Here is a 15,096-nt window from a genome sequence, read left to right on the forward strand (position 1 = left end):
CCAGGTCATATCCAACCTGATCAGCAATGCGGTGAAGTTCACGGAAACCGGCGGGGTCCAGGTCACCGCCCGGCGGCATAGGGACCGGGGGCTTTGTCTGTCGGTCAGCGATACGGGCGCCACCAGCGCCCCGCTTCAGGCCGTCATCGACAGCCTGGGCGCCCCGACGGCCGGACCCGCGCTGGACCCGAACGGCTTGCTGCCCGCCGGCCGCGACTTCTTCCGATATGAAGGCTCACTCACCACCCCGCCGTGCAGCGAGACGGTGGACTGGGTCGTGCTGTGCGCTCCCATCACTGTGTCGCAAGACCAGGTCGATGCTTTCGAGCGACTGCATCCTGGCAATACCCGCCCGATCCAGCCGCTGCACCGCCGCTTCCTGCTACGTTCCGGACACTGAGCGACGCGACCGCCAGCCGTCCTCACTTGATCATATAAGCATATCTTTATATGTCTCCGGCCAACCCCGCCCGCACAGGGCTGCTCGGAGCGATCCCCTTTGTCCCGTTCTTCCTTCCTCTTCACCTCGGAAAGCGTTTCCGAGGGCCACCCCGACAAGGTCGCCGACCGTATCTCGGACACCGTCGTGGACCTGTTCCTGTCCAAGGATCCCTATGCCCGCGTGGCGTGCGAGACCCTGACGACGACGAACCTGGTGGTGCTGGCCGGCGAGATCCGCGGCCAGGGCATTATGGACACGGACGGAAACTGGGCCCCGGGCGTCGAGGCTGAGATCGAGGCCGCCGTGCGCGCCGCAGTCAAGGACATCGGCTATGAGCAGGCTGGCTTCCACTGGGAGAAGTTCGAGTTCATCAACCGCCTGCATGGCCAGTCGGCCGACATCGCCGTCGGCGTCGACGCCGCCGGCAACAAGGATGAGGGCGCGGGCGACCAGGGCATCATGTTCGGCTACGCCTCGAACGAGACGCCGGAGCTGATGCCGGCCACCCTGCAGTACAGCCACAACATCCTGAAGCGCCTCGCCGAGGTCCGCCATGGCGGCGACACCCGCCTGGAGCCCGACGCCAAGTCGCAGGTCACCATCCAGTATGTGGACGGTGTGCCCGTCCGCGCCACCTCCATCGTCCTGTCGACCCAACACGCCGCCGGCCTGTCGTCCGAACAGGTGGCCGAGATCGTCAAGCCCTACATCCTCGAAGTGCTGCCCGAAGGCTTCGCCGACGAGAACACCGTCTGGCACATCAATCCGACCGGCATCTTCGAGATCGGCGGCCCGGACGGCGACGCGGGCGTGACCGGCCGCAAGATCATCGTCGACACCTACGGCGGCGCGGCGCCGCACGGCGGCGGCGCCTTCTCCGGCAAGGACCCGACCAAGGTCGACCGGTCGGCCGCCTACGCCTGCCGCTACCTGGCCAAGAACGTCGTGGCCGCCGGCCTCGCCGACCGCTGCACGATCCAGATCTCCTACGCCATCGGCGTGGCCAAGCCCCAGTCGATCCACGTGGACCTGCACGGCACCGGCAAGGGTTCGGTCACGGAGGCCGTGCTGGAAGACAAGATCCTGGGCCTGATCGGCGGCGCCACGCCCCGTGCGATCCGCGAGCACCTGGGCCTGAACAAGCCGATCTACGCGCGCACCTCCGCCTACGGCCACTTCGGCCGCACGCCGGACGCGGACGGTGGCTTCAGCTGGGAAAAGACCGACCTGGTCGACCAGTTGAAGGCCCTGGCCTGATCCTATCTGACCGATCCCTTTCGGGATGTTGACGTGGTCCGGGCCTTGCACGCATGTCGCGCAAGGCCCGGCGATGTCCGCCTGGTCGGGGGAATGACTATGAAATCCATAATGATGGGCGCGTTCGCCGCCCTCGCTCTGCTCTGCGGCGCCGCTCCGGCCTCGGCTGCTCCGGTTCAGGACGGCGACTACTACACCTTCGACCTGGTCAACGGCACGCCATGGACCATCCTGACCTTCCAGACCGGCGAGCCGAACGGCACCTACAGCCAGGACTGGATGCCGAGCCGCATCCTGGCGTCTGGCGACACCGTCAACATGCGCTTCTACGATTCCGAAGACGCCTGCGAATATTACGTCAAGATCGTCTTCGAGGACGGCGACGCCTGGCAGCAGAAACTGAACTTCTGCGAGCTGGAATACGTCGTGGTCAATGAAGACGGCACCATCGAAGGCATCGAATAGGCCTCCGCGCCTTTCAACGGTCGTCGTCGCAGGCTACAGGCGCGCGATGACGACCGATCCTTCCGCCCGCTCGCCTGACGCCCCGCTCCGTTCCTTCGGACGGATCAAGTCGCGGGCGATCAAGCCGCGCCAGGCGGCTCTGTTCGATACATTGATGCCCTCGGTGACGCTTCCGGATCCAGCGGCGGGACCGATCGACGTTTCCGCTCTGATGCCAGGTGCCAAAGAGGTGTGGCTTGAGATCGGGTTTGGCGGTGGCGAGCACCTCGCCGCCCAGGCCGCGCGCAACCCGTCCGCCCTGATGATCGGCTGCGAGCCCTTCCTCAACGGCGTCGCCTCGGCGCTGCGGCATATCGAGGAAGGGGGCCTCAAGAACATTCGCCTGCATGCCGATGACGCGCGAGCCGTGGTCCAGGCCTTGCCGGACGGATCGCTGGACCGGATCATGATCCTGTTCCCTGACCCCTGGCACAAGGCGCGGCACAACAAGCGCCGCCTGATCCAGCCGGCCTTCGCCGCCGAACTCGGGCGCAAGCTCAAGCCCGGCGGTCGCCTGCGTTTCGTCACGGACTGGAAGGACTACGCCGGCTGGGCGCTGGAGCGGTTCCTGGCCACGCCAGGCCTGGTCTGGCTGGCCGACGAGACGGCAGACTGGAAGGTCGCGCCGGAGGATCACGTGGTGACCCGCTATGAGGAAAAACGCCTCGGCGACACCGACCCTCTGTTCCTGGAATTCGAGCGGGTCTGACCCGCCCGACCGCGCACCGACCGCGCTCAAGCAGCGAGCCGCCGCGCGGCGAGCGGTAGCGCCCTAAATCATGCCTGCCTGAAGCCCAGCACATCCTGCATGTCGTAGAGTCCCGGCCCGCGCGTCCGCACCCAGGCGGCGGCGGCGACCGCGCCCTTGGCGAACAGGGACCGGTCGATGGCCGAGTGGCTCAGGGTCAGGACCTCGTCGTCCGAGGCGAACAGCACCGTGTGTTCCCCGACGAGGCCGCCCGCGCGGATCGAGGAGAAGCCGATGGTCCCGGTCTTCCGTTCCTCGGAGATGCCGTCGTAGGGCGCGCTGCGCAACTCCGACAGGTCATGACCGCGACCGCGCGCGGCAGCCTCGCCCAGCATCAGTGCGGTACCGGACGGGGCGTCGATCTTCTTCCTGTGATGGGCCTCGGCGACCTCGATGTCCCAGTCGCGGGCGTCCAGCCGAAGGGCCGCATGCTCGACCAGGCCGATCAGGATGTTGACGCCGAGCGAGAAGTTGCCGCTGCGCACGATGGCGAATTTTTCAGCCGCAGCCTGGATGGCCGCGTCCTGCTCGGGAGTGAAGCCGGTCGAACCGATGACGAGGGCTGGACCGCCGCGCTCGGCGCAGGTCTGTGTCAGGGCGACCGAGGCCTCGGCGGTGGAGAAGTCGATGACCACGTCGCAAAGGCTCAGGTCCGGCGTCTCGCCCCAGTCGAAACGGACCGAAACCATGACGTCCTCGCGCGCGTCCAGGGCCTGGGACACGGCCCGACCCATCCGGCCGCGCGCGCCGGAAATCCCGACGTGAAACAGTTCGCTCAAGACGAGGCCCCTCCGGCGAAATTCACTGGGCGTTCTCGCGCGCCGACTTCGCGTCTTCTTCCGAGCCGAGGATGTCTGCCCAGAATCGCTTGGCCTTGCCGGCGAAGGACGAGTTTCGCGGATTCTGGCTGTCGCCGAACGAGGCGGCCAGTTCCTGCATCAACTCCTTCTGGCGGGGCGTCAGGTCGGTCGGTGTCTCGACGAACAGCTCGACCACCAGGTCGCCGCGCTGGCGGCCGTTCAGATGGGGCATGCCCTTGCCGCGGATGCGGACCGTCTTGCCGGTCTGGGCGCCGGCGGGAACGCTGACCGGAGCCTTGCACTGGCCGTCGCAGGCCTCGGATACCAGGCAGGGGGCATCGATCTCGCCGCCCAGGGCCGCGACCGTCATCGACACCGGCACGGTGCACAGCAGATCCAGGTTGTCGCGCTCGAACAGATCGTGCGGTGTCACCGACAGGAAGACATAGAGGTCGCCGCGCGGGCCGCCGCGCGTTCCGGCATCACCCTCGCCCGACAGGCGGATGCGCGAGCCGTCATCCACGCCGGCCGGAACCTTCAGCGACAGTTTGCGCGTCTTCCGCACCTGGCCGTGGCCGTGGCAGGTCCCGCAGGTGTCGGCCGCCGACAGCCGCTGTCCCTGACCGCCGCAGGAGGGGCAGGTGCGTTCGACCTGGAAAAAACCGTTGGCCTGACGCACGCGTCCCGCACCCTGGCAGGTAGAGCAGGTCGTCGGCTTGGCGCCGTTCCTGGCGCCCGAACCCTCGCAGGTCTCGCACGCCGCAGTCGTCGGCACGGAGATTTCCACCTCGGCGCCCTGATAGGCCTGCTCCAGGGTGATCTCGAGGTCGTAGCGCAGGTCCGAACCGCGACGCGGGCCGTTCGACTGGCGCCGCCCGCCACCGCCGAAGACGTCGCCGAACGCGTCGCCGAAGACCTGGGAAAAGATGTCGTTGACGTCGTGGAAGCCCTGCTGACCCCCGCCGCCTCCGCCGTTCACGCCCGCATGGCCGAACCGGTCATAGGCGGCGCGCTTCTGGTCGTCCGACAGGACCGTATAGGCCTCGGAGACTTCCTTGAACCTGGCCATGGACTCTTCGGAACCGCCGTTGCGGTCCGGGTGGTGCTCCATCGCCAGCTTGCGATAGGCGGACTTCAGGCCGGCGGCGTCGATGGTCCGCTCGACCGACAGCACCTCGTAATAATCACGCGCCATGCGCAGACGTCCTCAAACCAACCCCTGACAATCCGATCACGTCGCTTTTTCGAGCGTGCAAGCGGAATGGCGGCCCACGCAAGACATGGGCGCCGGGTGCGGTGATGCAAGTTTCATGAAAGCCACGGTCCTCCCCTGGATCGCAGGGGAGGACCACGACGCTTAGGCGCTCTTCTTCTCTTCGTCGTCGCCCGAGACTTCCTCGAACTCCGCATCGACCACGCAGTCGTCGGCGGGCGCGTCGTCACCGGACTGACCGGCGCTCTGGGCGTACATCGCCTCGCCCAGCTTCATCGAAGCCTGAACGAGCGTGTTCGTCTTGGTCCGGATATCTTCCGAATCGGCGCCGTCGCGAGCCGTCTTCAGTTCCGCCAGACCAGTCTCGATCGCCGCCTTTTCGTCGGCGCCGACCTTGTCGCCGTGTTCGGCCATGGCCTTCTCGGTCGAGTTGATCAGGCTGTCAGCGGCGTTCTGGGCCTCGACCAAGTCCTTGCGGATCTTGTCGGTGGCGGCGTTGGCCTCGGCTTCCTTGACCATCTTGTCGATGTCGGCGTCCGACAGGCCGCCGTTCGCCTGGATGCGGATCGACTGTTCCTTGTTCGTCGCCTTGTCCTTGGCCGAGACGTTGACGATGCCGTTGGCGTCGATGTCGAAGGCGACCTCGATCTGCGGCATGCCGCGCGGCGAAGGCGGAATCCCCATCAGGTCGAACTGGCCCAGCATCTTGTTGTCCTGGGCCATCGGACGCTCGCCCTGGAAGACCCGGATGGTCACGGCCGACTGGTTGTCGTCGGCGGTGGAGAACACCTGGCTCTTCTTGGTCGGGATGGTCGTATTGCGCTCAATCAGCGGGGTGAAGACGCCGCCCAGGGTCTCGATGCCCAGGGTCAGCGGGGTCACGTCCAACAGCAGCACGTCCTTGACGTCGCCTTGCAGAACACCGGCCTGAACGGCGGCGCCCAGGGCGACAACCTCGTCAGGGTTCACACCCTTGTGCGGCTCCTTGCCGAAGAAGGCCTTCACGGCCTCCTGCACCTTGGGCATGCGGGTCATGCCGCCGACCAGGACGACTTCGTCGATGTCGGAAGCCTTGAGGCCCGCGTCCTTCAGCGCCTTGGCGCAGGGTTCGATCGTGCGCTGGATCAGGTCGTCGACCAAGGCTTCCAGCTTGGCGCGCGACAGCTTGATGTTCAGGTGCAGAGGGCCCGACGCGTTCATGGTGATGAACGGCAGGTTGACCTCGTACTGGGTCACCGAGCTCAGTTCCTTCTTGGCCTTCTCGGCCTCTTCGCGCAGGCGCTGCAGGGCCAGCTTGTCCTGGCGCAGGTCGACGCCCTGCTCCTTCTTGAACTCGTCGGCCAGATAGTCGGCCAGACGGACGTCGAAGTCCTCGCCGCCCAGGAACGTGTCGCCGTTGGTCGACTTCACCTCGAAGACGCCGTCGCCGATCTCCAGGATCGAGACGTCGAAGGTGCCGCCGCCGAGGTCATAGACGGCGATCTTCTGGCCGTCGTTCTTGTCCAGGCCATAGGCCAGAGCGGCCGCGGTCGGCTCATTGATGATGCGCAGCACTTCCAGTCCGGCGATCTTGCCGGCGTCCTTGGTCGCCTGACGCTGGCTGTCGTTGAAATAGGCGGGCACGGTGATGACGGCCTGGGTGACTTTCTCGCCCAGATAGGCCTCGGCGGCCTCCTTCATCTTGATCAGGGTGAAGGCCGAGATTTGCTGCGGCGAGTAATCCTTTCCGTTGGCGCGCACCCAGGCGTCGCCGGTCGGACCCTTGACGATCTCATAGGGCACCATGGCCTTGTCCTTGGCCACGACGGGATCGTCGAAACTGCGGCCGATCAGGCGCTTGATGGCGAAGAAGGTGTTGGCGGGGTTGGTCACAGCCTGACGACGGGCGGGCTGGCCGACCAGGGTCTCGCCGCCGTCCTGGATCGCGACCACCGACGGGGTGGTGCGGTTGCCTTCGGCGTTTTCGATCACCTTGGGGTTCTTGCCGTCCATGACGGCCACGCACGAATTGGTGGTGCCGAGGTCGATACCGATAATCTTGGCCATGAGCCTGTCTTTTCTCCGTCTGGCGGGCGATGCGGCGGCCTTGTCAGAAAGCGCCGCGCGTGACCGCCCCCGTTTTGGTTGCGCCGCCTCTCGGGGGCGAGAGCGCGGCAGGTTGTCTGTTTTTCCGTGAAACCCCACGGATTGCGGGGTCTCTCGGGCTGGTCGGGATATGGGAAAGTCGTCATGCCCCGCAAGGCCTTGTTTCAGGACGAGGCCCGATTCAGGCGGAGTCAGGGGTCATCAGGTGCGTTCAGGCTCCCGTTCGGGCACTGTTGGACCTGGTTGCGGGTCACGGGCCCGCCAGTTGCAGGTCCCGATGATGCGCTCCCCGCCTCGCAAGCCCCGCCGGTTCACACCAGCCCTGATCCTGGGCCTGACACTGCTTGGCCTGTCGGGGGCCCAGGCGATGGCGGAATCGGCGTCAAAGCGGGTCGTGGCGGTCCATGCGGTCACTCCGGCGCATCCATCGCAGGACGCCTACAATCGCGATGTCCGCATCCATAACCAGACCGGCTGGTCGATGACCTATCTTTACGCCTCCAGCGGCGGGGACTGGGGCGACGACCTCCTGGGTTCGGGCACCCTGTCGCCGGGCCAGAGTGTGGTGGTGACCATCGACGACGGCTCCGGCGCCTGCCGCTACTCGCTGCGCGCAGAGTTCGACAACGGCCAGAGCCTGCAACGCAGCGGCATCAACGCCTGCCAGGTCGCGGACTATTATTTCACGCGCTAGACGAAGGCGATGGAGCCCTTCCCCGACCTTCCCGGATTTCACTACTGGCCCGGCCGATTGCAGGAGGCCGCGCAGGCCTCCCTTCTGGCCGAAATCGACACAGCCCTGGCCATCGCGCCCCTCTATCGACCGGTGACCCCGGGCGGGAAGCCGTTCTCGGTCAGGATGAGCAATCTTGGCGCGCTCGGCTGGGTCTCGGACCGTGCGGGCTACCGCTACCAGCCGACCCATCCCGAGACCGGCGCGCCCTGGCCGCCGATCCCGCCCGTCCTTCTGAACCTGTGGGCCGAGCTGACCGGCTGGCCCGGGCCGCCCGACGCCTGCCTTATCAATCTCTACCGTGAGGACGCCCGCATGGGGCTGCATCAGGACAGGGACGAGGCCGACCTCTGCGCCCCGGTCCTGTCGGTGTCGCTGGGCGACACCGCCGTCTTCCGCATCGGCCCGGCGGGCAAGGGGCCGACCCGGTCGTTGAAACTGGCGTCAGGCGACGTCTGCGCCCTGACCGGCCCCGCTCGACTGGCGCGCCATGGGATCGATCGACTGGTGGCCGGCTCGTCGCGGCTGATGCCCGGCGGCGGGCGGATCAACCTGACCCTTCGCCGGGCGGCGTAAGGTCACAGGGCGGTGACTCGACGGAACCGCGCGGTCTCGTCACAGTCCGCCACGGAAAATCCCGGAGGAAGCGCCCATGACCATCCTGATCCGCCCCGAAGGCCAGAACGCCGACGATTTCCGGTTCTCGCGCCGATCCCTCGGCGGGCTGACGGCGGGAGCCATGTTCACCGGCTATGCGGTCGCCGCCCTGGCCCAGGAAGCCCAGCCGATCACGACCGATTCCGAGGGCCTGGCGACGGCGATGGTCTCCTATCCCTCCGCCGACGACTTCGACCTGCCGGCCTATGTCGCCCGCCCCGAAGGCGATGGCCCCTTCCCCGTTGTGATCGTCGTGTCGGAAATCTTCGGCCTGCACGCCTATATCCAGGACGTCTGCCGCCGTCTGGCCAAGGCCGGTTACGTCGCCATCGCCCCGGCCTTCTTCGTCCGCGTCGAGGATCCGGCCCCGCTCGCCGACATGCAGCGCATCCAGGCCATCGTCGGCGCCGCTGGCTACGAACAGGTCATGGGCGACATCAACGCCACCCTGGAATGGGCCTCGGGCCAGCTGTGGGCCAATGTCGACAAGGTCGGGATCACCGGCTTCTGCTGGGGCGGCAAGGTCGTATGGCAGGCCGCCGCCCGCTTCGCCGCGATCGACGCCGGCGTCGCATGGTACGGCCGTCTGGCCCCCTCGCCGACCGCCACGCCCGAACAGGTCGCCGCGGGCCAGCCCTTCCCGGTCGATCTGGCCGACGACCTGAAGAGCGTCGTCATCGGCAACTACGGCGGCCAGGACCAGGGCATCCCCAACGATTCCGTCGCCGCCATGCAGGCGGCGCTGGAGGCCGCGGGCGCCACCGAGAGCGGTATCAAACTCTACCCCGACGCCCCCCACGGCTTCCACGCCGACTACCGGGCTTCCTATCGCGCGACCGAGGCCGCCGACGGTTGGGCCCGACTGCTGGCCTTGTTCGAGGCGAAGCTTAAGTAGAATTCCTCCCCGTTGGGGGAGGGGGACCGCGGAGCGGTGGAGGGGGCCGGCCGCAGACTCCGCATCTGAACCGGGGCCCCTCCGTCTCTACGCTTCGCTTCGAGCCACCTCCCCCATTGGGGGAGGATCGGGACTACGCCTTGCCGTCGAAGGACCCGCCGTTGGCCCCGGGCGCTGCGCCATAGGGATTGCCGCCTTGCGGACCCGACCCCTTGGCCGCCACCACGACCATGGCCGGACGCACGGTGCGGCCGAACAGTTCGTAGCCGGCCTGCATGGTCACGAGGATGCTGCCGCCCGGAACCTCGGCCGAGGGCTGTTCCATCATGGCCTGGTGCAGGTGCGGGTCGAAAGCCTCGCCCGGCCCCGGGGCGACGCGCTTCAGCCCGTTGGTCTCGAAGGCCTGCAACAGGGACTTCTGCGTCAGCTCCAGACCGGTCACCAGACCGGCCTCGCCGGCGTCGGCGTCCTTGGGCGCAGCCATCAGGGCGCGCTCCAGATTGTCGGCCACGCCCAGCAGGTCCTTCGCGAAGCGCTGGATCGCGAAGGCGCGGGCGTCGTTCATCTGGGTCTCGGTGCGGCGCTTGACGTTGTCCGCCTCAGCCGCCGCCCGCATGGCGCGATCCTTCCACTGGTCGCGCTCGGCGATCATGGCGTCCAGCGGGCCGAGATCGTCCGCCGGGCCAGAGTCCAGACCTGCCTCGGCGTTGGCCAGGGCTTCGTCCAGCTCGGCATCGTAGTTCGGGTCTTGGGTATCGGTCACGTGTCTTGTCCGTCCAGGATGCGCCCCAGCACCCGCGCGGTGTAGTCCACCAACGGGATGATGCGGGCATAGTTCAGTCTTGCGGGTCCGATCACGCCGATGGCGCCCAGAACCCGTTGTCGGCCCGTCATATAGGGCGCCGCGACGACGGCGGAACCCGAAAGCGAAAACAGTCGCGTTTCCGCCCCGATAAAAATCCGCACTCCCTGCGCCGCATCGACCCCGTCGAGCAGGCCGATCAGCTGTTCCTTCTGCTCCAGATCGTCGAACAGGACCCGGACCTTTTCCAGATCCTCAGCGGCGCCAGCGTCCTGCAACAGGTTGGCGCGCCCCCGCACGATCAGCGACCGCTGACGATCCGCCCCGCCCGACCAGGCCGCCAGCCCGTCCTCGACCAGACGGGCGGCGGTGGCGTCCAGTTCGCTGCGCGCGGCGGCCAGTTCCGCCCCCATCTCCAGACGCGCCTCGGACAGGAGCCTGCCCTTCATGCGGGCCGAAAGGAAGTTCGAGGCCTCTTGGAGGATCGACGGCGTCACGCCGGCGGCCAGCGGCATAAGCCGGTTCTCGACCGTCCCGTCATCGGCAACCAGTACCGCCAGCGCCTGACCCGAGCCCAGGGCCACGAACTCCACATGTTTGACGCCCGAGTCCCGCACCGGACTGGCGACGATGCCGGCCCCGCCCGCCAGACCCGACAGCAGGGCCGTGGCCTCGTTCAGCGCCTCCTCGAAGCCCTTGCCGCGCCCGAGCAGACGGGCGTCGATTTCGCGTCGCTCCTCGGTCCCGACGTCGCCGATCTCCAGCAGGCCGTCCACGAACAGGCGCAGGCCGGCATGGGTCGGGATTCGCCCCGCCGAGGTGTGCGGCGCCGCCAGCAACCCCGCCAGAGTGAGATCCTGCATCGTGTTGCGGATCGAGGCGGGCGACAGATGCACCCCGCCTTTCGACACAGTTCGCGACCCCACCGGCTCCCCGGTCTCGAGATAGGTCTCCACCACGCTCCTGAAGATATCCCGCGCCCGCTGGTCCAGCGCGGCCAAGCCGGCGTAGTGGGGCGTCATCAGGGGGCTGAGCGGCGGCCTCACGGGCGGCGACCCGATCGCACGGGGAGGTTGGGGGGATACAGGCTCACCCTTTCAGGATAAGCACCGCCGCTCGATACGCCAATGCAATACCGACCTTCAGGATACCCGTCATGCGACCCTCCGAACGCACCCCAGACCAGCTCCGCGCCGTGACGCTGGAGACCGGCGTAAACCGTTACGCCGAGGGCTCCTGCCTGGTCTCGTTCGGCCATACCAAGGTCCTGGTCACCGCCTCGATCGAGGAAAAAGTGCCCGGCTGGATGCGCAACACTGGTCAGGGCTGGGTCACCGCCGAATACGGCATGCTGCCTCGCGCCACCCACACGCGCGGCAAGCGTGAGGCCGCCGCCGGCAAGCAGTCGGGCCGCACGCAGGAAATCCAGCGGCTGATCGGCCGCTCCCTGCGCGCCGTCGTCGACCTCAAGGCGCTGGGCGAGCGTCAGGTGCTGATCGACTGCGACGTCATCCAGGCCGACGGCGGCACCCGCACCGCCTCGATCACCGGTGCCTGGGTCGCGATGGCCTCGGCGCTGGGCTACCTGCGGGCCGAAGGCGTGCTGAAGGCCGATCCGATTCTCGATCAGGTCGCGGCCATTTCCTGCGGCATCTTCGCTGATACGCCCGTGGCCGACCTCGACTACGAGGAGGATTCCAACGCCGAAGCCGACGGCAACTTCGTCCTGACCGGCTCGGGAACCATCGTCGAGATCCAGGCGACCGGCGAGAAGCGCGGCTTCTCACGCCCCGAATTCGACCGTCTTTTCGAACTGGCCGAGGCGGGCTGCAACGACCTGTTCAAGCTGCAGAAGGCCGCGGTGGACGAGGCGCTCGCCCGCCAGCGCTGAGCTTCCACCCCGGGTGTGAATTTATTCTTGTCCACGCCTTGCGGATGCGCGGTCGTATCCCATATCTGGGGGGGGGGGGGTCTTTGACAATCCAGCGCCGTTTCGTCCGCCCTGTCGGAGAACCCTCCGGGGAGTGACAAGGCTCGAAACAGCAACCTTCTGATTCTGTTGAGAAAGACCAAAGGTTTCGTCCGTTAGGTCCGTTTCGTCAGGGTGTTTTTCGCGGACGAGAACGGGCTTTCCAGCAACGGAGAACAGCGTCATCGTCGCGCCTTCCAGATCGCCCGGAGACGCCGCCATGGTTCGTGTGCCCGCCGCCCTTGCCCTTGCGTTCGGCCTGTCGCTCGCCGCCTGCGGCTCGCCCGAGACGGCTCCGGCCGCAGAAGAGACCGCGACCGCGGAAGCCACCGTCGAACAGACGCCGGTCATGCCAGACGACGCTCCGCCCCAGGAAGAAGCCTCGTCGCCCGAGGGCGAGCTGTTGGGCGCCGCCGATCGGACCTGCGCGGACAGCATCGGCGAGGCCGCCGCTGTCAGGCTGGCGGAGCGCTGCACCATGGTCAGCCCGGCCAGCCACCCGCCATGCAATCCCGCCAACGCCTGCACCCTGATCCAGGACGAGATCGACCGCTCCTGCGGCCAATACGGTCCGGGCGAGGCCCGGCCCGCCGAGTGCTCGGCCTGACCCCATAGAAAAAGGCCCCGCCGTTGCCAGCGGGGCCTCGTTCATTTCAGGGCTAACGCCGACGTTTAGTCGCGACGCGGACGGCTGCGACCGCGATCGCCTCCACCGCCTTCACGCTTCTTGCCGCCGCCGCCGGTGTCCTCGGTCAGGGCAGGCTCGCCGCGTTCGGCGCGTTCGGCATTGATCTTGTCCGTCAGGTCTTCACCCGTCGACTGGTCGACGACCTTCATCGAGAGCTTGGTCTTGCCGCGATCGTCGAAGCCGAGGAACTTGACCTTGACCTCTTGACCCTCGGACAGGACGTCGGCCGGGTTGGCGACGCGTTCCAGCGAGATCTGGGACACGTGGACCAGGCCGTCCTTGGCGCCGAAGAAGTTCACGAAGGCGCCGAAGTCGACGACCTTCACGACCTTGCCGGAGTAGATCATGCCGGGCTCGGGCTCGGACACGATCGACGAGATCCAGTTCTTGGCGGCGTCGATCTTCTCTTGATCCGAGGCAGCGATCTTCACCGTGCCGTCGTCCTCGATGTTGATCTTGGCGCCGGTCTTTTCGACGATCTCGCGGATGATCTTGCCGCCGGTGCCGATGATGTCGCGGATCTTGTCGACCGGAACCTTGATGGATTCGATCTTCGGCGCGTATTCGCCCAGTTCGGTGCGGGCGCCGTCGATGGCCTTGTCCATCTCATCGAGGATGTGAAGACGACCGGCCGACGCCTGGGCGATGGCCTTCTTCATGATCTCTTCGGTGATGCCGGCGACCTTGATGTCCATCTGCAGCGAGGTGATGCCGTCACGCGTGCCGGCGACCTTGAAGTCCATGTCGCCCAGGTGATCTTCGTCACCCAGGATGTCCGACAGGATGGCGAACTCGCCCGACGGCTCCAGGATCAGGCCCATGGCGATGCCCGAGACGGGCTTCTTCAGGGGTACGCCCGCGTCCATCAGCGCCAGCGAGGCGCCGCAGACCGAAGCCATGGAGGACGAACCGTTGGACTCGGTGATCTCCGACACGATGCGGATCGTATAGGGGAACTCTTCCGCGGTCGGCAGCATCGGACGGATCGCCCGCCAGGCCAGCTTGCCGTGACCGATTTCCCGACGGCCCGCGCCGCCCATACGTCCGGTCTCGCCGACCGAATAGGGAGGGAAGTTGTAGTGCAGGAGGAACTTCTCCTTGTAGGTGCCGGCCAGCGAGTCGACGTATTGCTCGTCTTCGCCGGTGCCCAGGGTGGCGACCACGATGGCCTGGGTCTCACCGCGGGTGAACAGGGCCGAACCGTGGGTGCGCGGGAAGATGCCGACTTCTGAAACGATGTCGCGGACCTTGTCGAGTGCACGCCCGTCGACGCGGTGGGCGTTGTCGATGATGTCGCGACGCAGGACGTGGGCTTCGCATTCCTTCCAGGCGACGCCGAACTTGGCGGAATCGACGCCGTCCGGGTTCTCGTCGGTCTTCACCAGAGCGGCCGAGGCCTTCTTCTTGGCGGCGCCGACGGCTTCATGACGGGCATGCTTGCCGGGATGGGTGTAGGCGGCCTTGATGTCCTCGCCGACCAGCGACTGGATCTGGGTGACGACGCCCGAGTGGTCCTCAGGCGAGAAGTCGAACGGATCCTTGGCGGCGTGCTCAGCCATCTCGATGATGGCGTCGATGACCGGCTGCATGCCGCGATGGGCGAACATCAGGGCGTCCAGCATGATCTGCTCGGACAGTTCCTTGGCTTCGGACTCGACCATCATCAGGGCGTCCTTGGTGCCGGCAACGACAAGGTCCAGCTGCGAGTCGGGCAGTTGGTCCAGCGTCGGGTTCAGCACGAACTCGCCGTCGATATAGCCGACGCGCGCGGAGCCGATCGGGCCCATGAAGGGCACGCCCGACAGGGTCAGGGCGGCGGAGGTGGCGACCATGCCGACGATGTCGGGATCGTTCTCGAGATCGTGCTGCAGCACGGTGATGACGACCTGGGTCTCGTTCTTGAAGCCCTTGACGAACAGCGGGCGGATCGGACGGTCGATCAGGCGAGAGACCAGGGTCTCCTTCTCGGTCGGACGGCCTTCACGCTTGAAATAGCCGCCCGGGATCTTGCCGGCGGCGAAGGTCTTTTCCTGGTAGTTGACGGTCAGCGGGAAGAAATCCAGGCCCGGCTTGGGCGCGCGACCGTAGACGACAGTGGCGAGGACGATGGTCTCGCCATAGGTGGCCAGAACGGCGCCGTCGGCCTGGCGGGCGATACGGCCCGTTTCCAGGGTCAGCGGGCGGCCGGCCCAGTCGATCGTCTTGCGTTTGATATCGAACATGTTTCGTCTTTCGTAGCCCGGGCGGCGTATTCCGCGCGGGATCCCATCAGTGGGGCTGGATGCGTCGGGCGTTCAGTCCTT

15 protein-coding genes are annotated in these 15,096 nt (G+C 66.8%); 9 read left to right on the forward strand and 6 right to left on the reverse strand.

Annotation, left to right across the window (positions count from 1 at the left end; all coding sequences use genetic code 11):
* From ACP7AZ_RS09815 to trmB, 4 genes are all read left to right on the forward strand, one after another.
* On the forward strand, nucleotides 1–400 hold a 400-nt coding region (locus tag ACP7AZ_RS09815; RefSeq protein ID WP_426038477.1), incomplete at its 5' end, for a carbonic anhydrase family protein.
* Nucleotides 401–499: 99 nt separating this feature from the next.
* Nucleotides 500–1,699: a methionine adenosyltransferase gene (metK, locus tag ACP7AZ_RS09820; protein WP_426038478.1), complete on the forward strand. Its 1,200-nt coding sequence runs from the start codon at nucleotides 500–502 to the stop codon at nucleotides 1,697–1,699.
* Nucleotides 1,700–1,798: 99 nt separating this feature from the next.
* Entirely contained in the window at nucleotides 1,799–2,164 is a 366-nt protein-coding gene (locus ACP7AZ_RS09825) for a hypothetical protein (RefSeq protein WP_426038479.1), read from the forward strand.
* A 46-nt stretch (nucleotides 2,165–2,210) separates the two neighbouring features.
* A complete protein-coding gene (trmB, locus tag ACP7AZ_RS09830) occupies nucleotides 2,211–2,912 on the forward strand; it encodes a tRNA (guanosine(46)-N7)-methyltransferase TrmB (RefSeq protein WP_426038480.1) in 702 nt (233 codons plus the stop codon).
* Nucleotides 2,913–2,980: 68 nt separating this feature from the next.
* On the opposite strand, the gene dapB is transcribed toward trmB, so the two are convergent.
* The 3 genes from dapB to dnaK form a co-directional block, all read right to left on the reverse strand.
* Nucleotides 2,981–3,730: a 4-hydroxy-tetrahydrodipicolinate reductase gene (gene dapB / locus ACP7AZ_RS09835; RefSeq protein ID WP_426038481.1), complete on the reverse strand. Its 750-nt coding sequence runs from the start codon at nucleotides 3,728–3,730 to the stop codon at nucleotides 2,981–2,983.
* A gap of 22 nt (nucleotides 3,731–3,752) precedes the next feature.
* A complete protein-coding gene (gene dnaJ / locus ACP7AZ_RS09840; RefSeq protein WP_426038482.1) occupies nucleotides 3,753–4,946 on the reverse strand; it encodes a molecular chaperone DnaJ in 1,194 nt (397 codons plus the stop codon).
* Between the two features lie 162 nt (nucleotides 4,947–5,108).
* Nucleotides 5,109–7,010, reverse strand: coding sequence for a molecular chaperone DnaK (gene dnaK / locus ACP7AZ_RS09845; RefSeq protein ID WP_426038483.1), 1,902 nt, complete (start codon nucleotides 7,008–7,010; stop codon nucleotides 5,109–5,111).
* Nucleotides 7,011–7,326: 316 nt separating this feature from the next.
* On the opposite strand from dnaK, the gene ACP7AZ_RS09850 reads away from it, so the two are divergent.
* The 3 genes from ACP7AZ_RS09850 to ACP7AZ_RS09860 all read left to right on the forward strand — a co-directional run bounded on the left by ACP7AZ_RS09850 (nucleotide 7,327) and on the right by ACP7AZ_RS09860 (nucleotide 9,334).
* On the forward strand, nucleotides 7,327–7,743 hold the full coding sequence (locus ACP7AZ_RS09850) for a hypothetical protein (RefSeq protein WP_426038484.1): 417 nt from the start codon (nucleotides 7,327–7,329) through the stop codon (nucleotides 7,741–7,743).
* Nucleotides 7,744–7,752: 9 nt separating this feature from the next.
* Nucleotides 7,753–8,358, forward strand: a complete 606-nt coding sequence (locus tag ACP7AZ_RS09855; protein WP_426038485.1) for an alpha-ketoglutarate-dependent dioxygenase AlkB family protein — start codon at nucleotides 7,753–7,755, stop codon at nucleotides 8,356–8,358.
* Between the two features lie 76 nt (nucleotides 8,359–8,434).
* The gene (locus ACP7AZ_RS09860; protein ID WP_426038486.1) at nucleotides 8,435–9,334 is read left to right on the forward strand and encodes a dienelactone hydrolase family protein; all 900 of its coding nucleotides are present in this window, start codon (nucleotides 8,435–8,437) and stop codon (nucleotides 9,332–9,334) included.
* Nucleotides 9,335–9,467: 133 nt separating this feature from the next.
* Here the strand turns inward: ACP7AZ_RS09860 and grpE are convergent, their stop codons facing one another.
* Both grpE and hrcA read right to left on the reverse strand, forming a co-directional pair.
* Nucleotides 9,468–10,097 carry a nucleotide exchange factor GrpE gene (gene grpE / locus ACP7AZ_RS09865; RefSeq protein ID WP_426038487.1) on the reverse strand — a complete coding sequence of 210 codons (630 nt, stop codon included), beginning with the start codon at nucleotides 10,095–10,097 and terminating at the stop codon, nucleotides 9,468–9,470.
* The gene (gene hrcA / locus ACP7AZ_RS09870) at nucleotides 10,094–11,158 is read right to left on the reverse strand and encodes a heat-inducible transcriptional repressor HrcA (protein WP_426038722.1); all 1,065 of its coding nucleotides are present in this window, start codon (nucleotides 11,156–11,158) and stop codon (nucleotides 10,094–10,096) included. The genes grpE and hrcA overlap by 4 nt, the downstream gene beginning before the upstream one ends.
* Nucleotides 11,159–11,292: 134 nt before the next feature.
* On the opposite strand from hrcA, the gene rph reads away from it, so the two are divergent.
* Both rph and ACP7AZ_RS09880 read left to right on the forward strand, forming a co-directional pair.
* A complete protein-coding gene (gene rph / locus ACP7AZ_RS09875) occupies nucleotides 11,293–12,027 on the forward strand; it encodes a ribonuclease PH (protein WP_426038488.1) in 735 nt (244 codons plus the stop codon).
* 298 nt (nucleotides 12,028–12,325) lie between these two features.
* Nucleotides 12,326–12,712 (forward strand): hypothetical protein, encoded by a 387-nt coding sequence (locus tag ACP7AZ_RS09880; RefSeq protein WP_426038489.1) that lies wholly within the window; start codon nucleotides 12,326–12,328, stop codon nucleotides 12,710–12,712.
* 65 nt (nucleotides 12,713–12,777) lie between these two features.
* Here ACP7AZ_RS09880 and pnp read toward each other — a convergent pair whose 3' ends face one another.
* Nucleotides 12,778–15,015 carry a polyribonucleotide nucleotidyltransferase gene (pnp, locus tag ACP7AZ_RS09885; protein WP_426038490.1) on the reverse strand — a complete coding sequence of 746 codons (2,238 nt, stop codon included), beginning with the start codon at nucleotides 15,013–15,015 and terminating at the stop codon, nucleotides 12,778–12,780.
* Nucleotides 15,016–15,096: the final 81 nt, after the last annotated feature.

Origin of the sequence: Brevundimonas sp. DC300-4 (assembly GCF_049897365.1) — a bacterium.
Taxonomy (GTDB): domain Bacteria; phylum Pseudomonadota; class Alphaproteobacteria; order Caulobacterales; family Caulobacteraceae; genus Brevundimonas.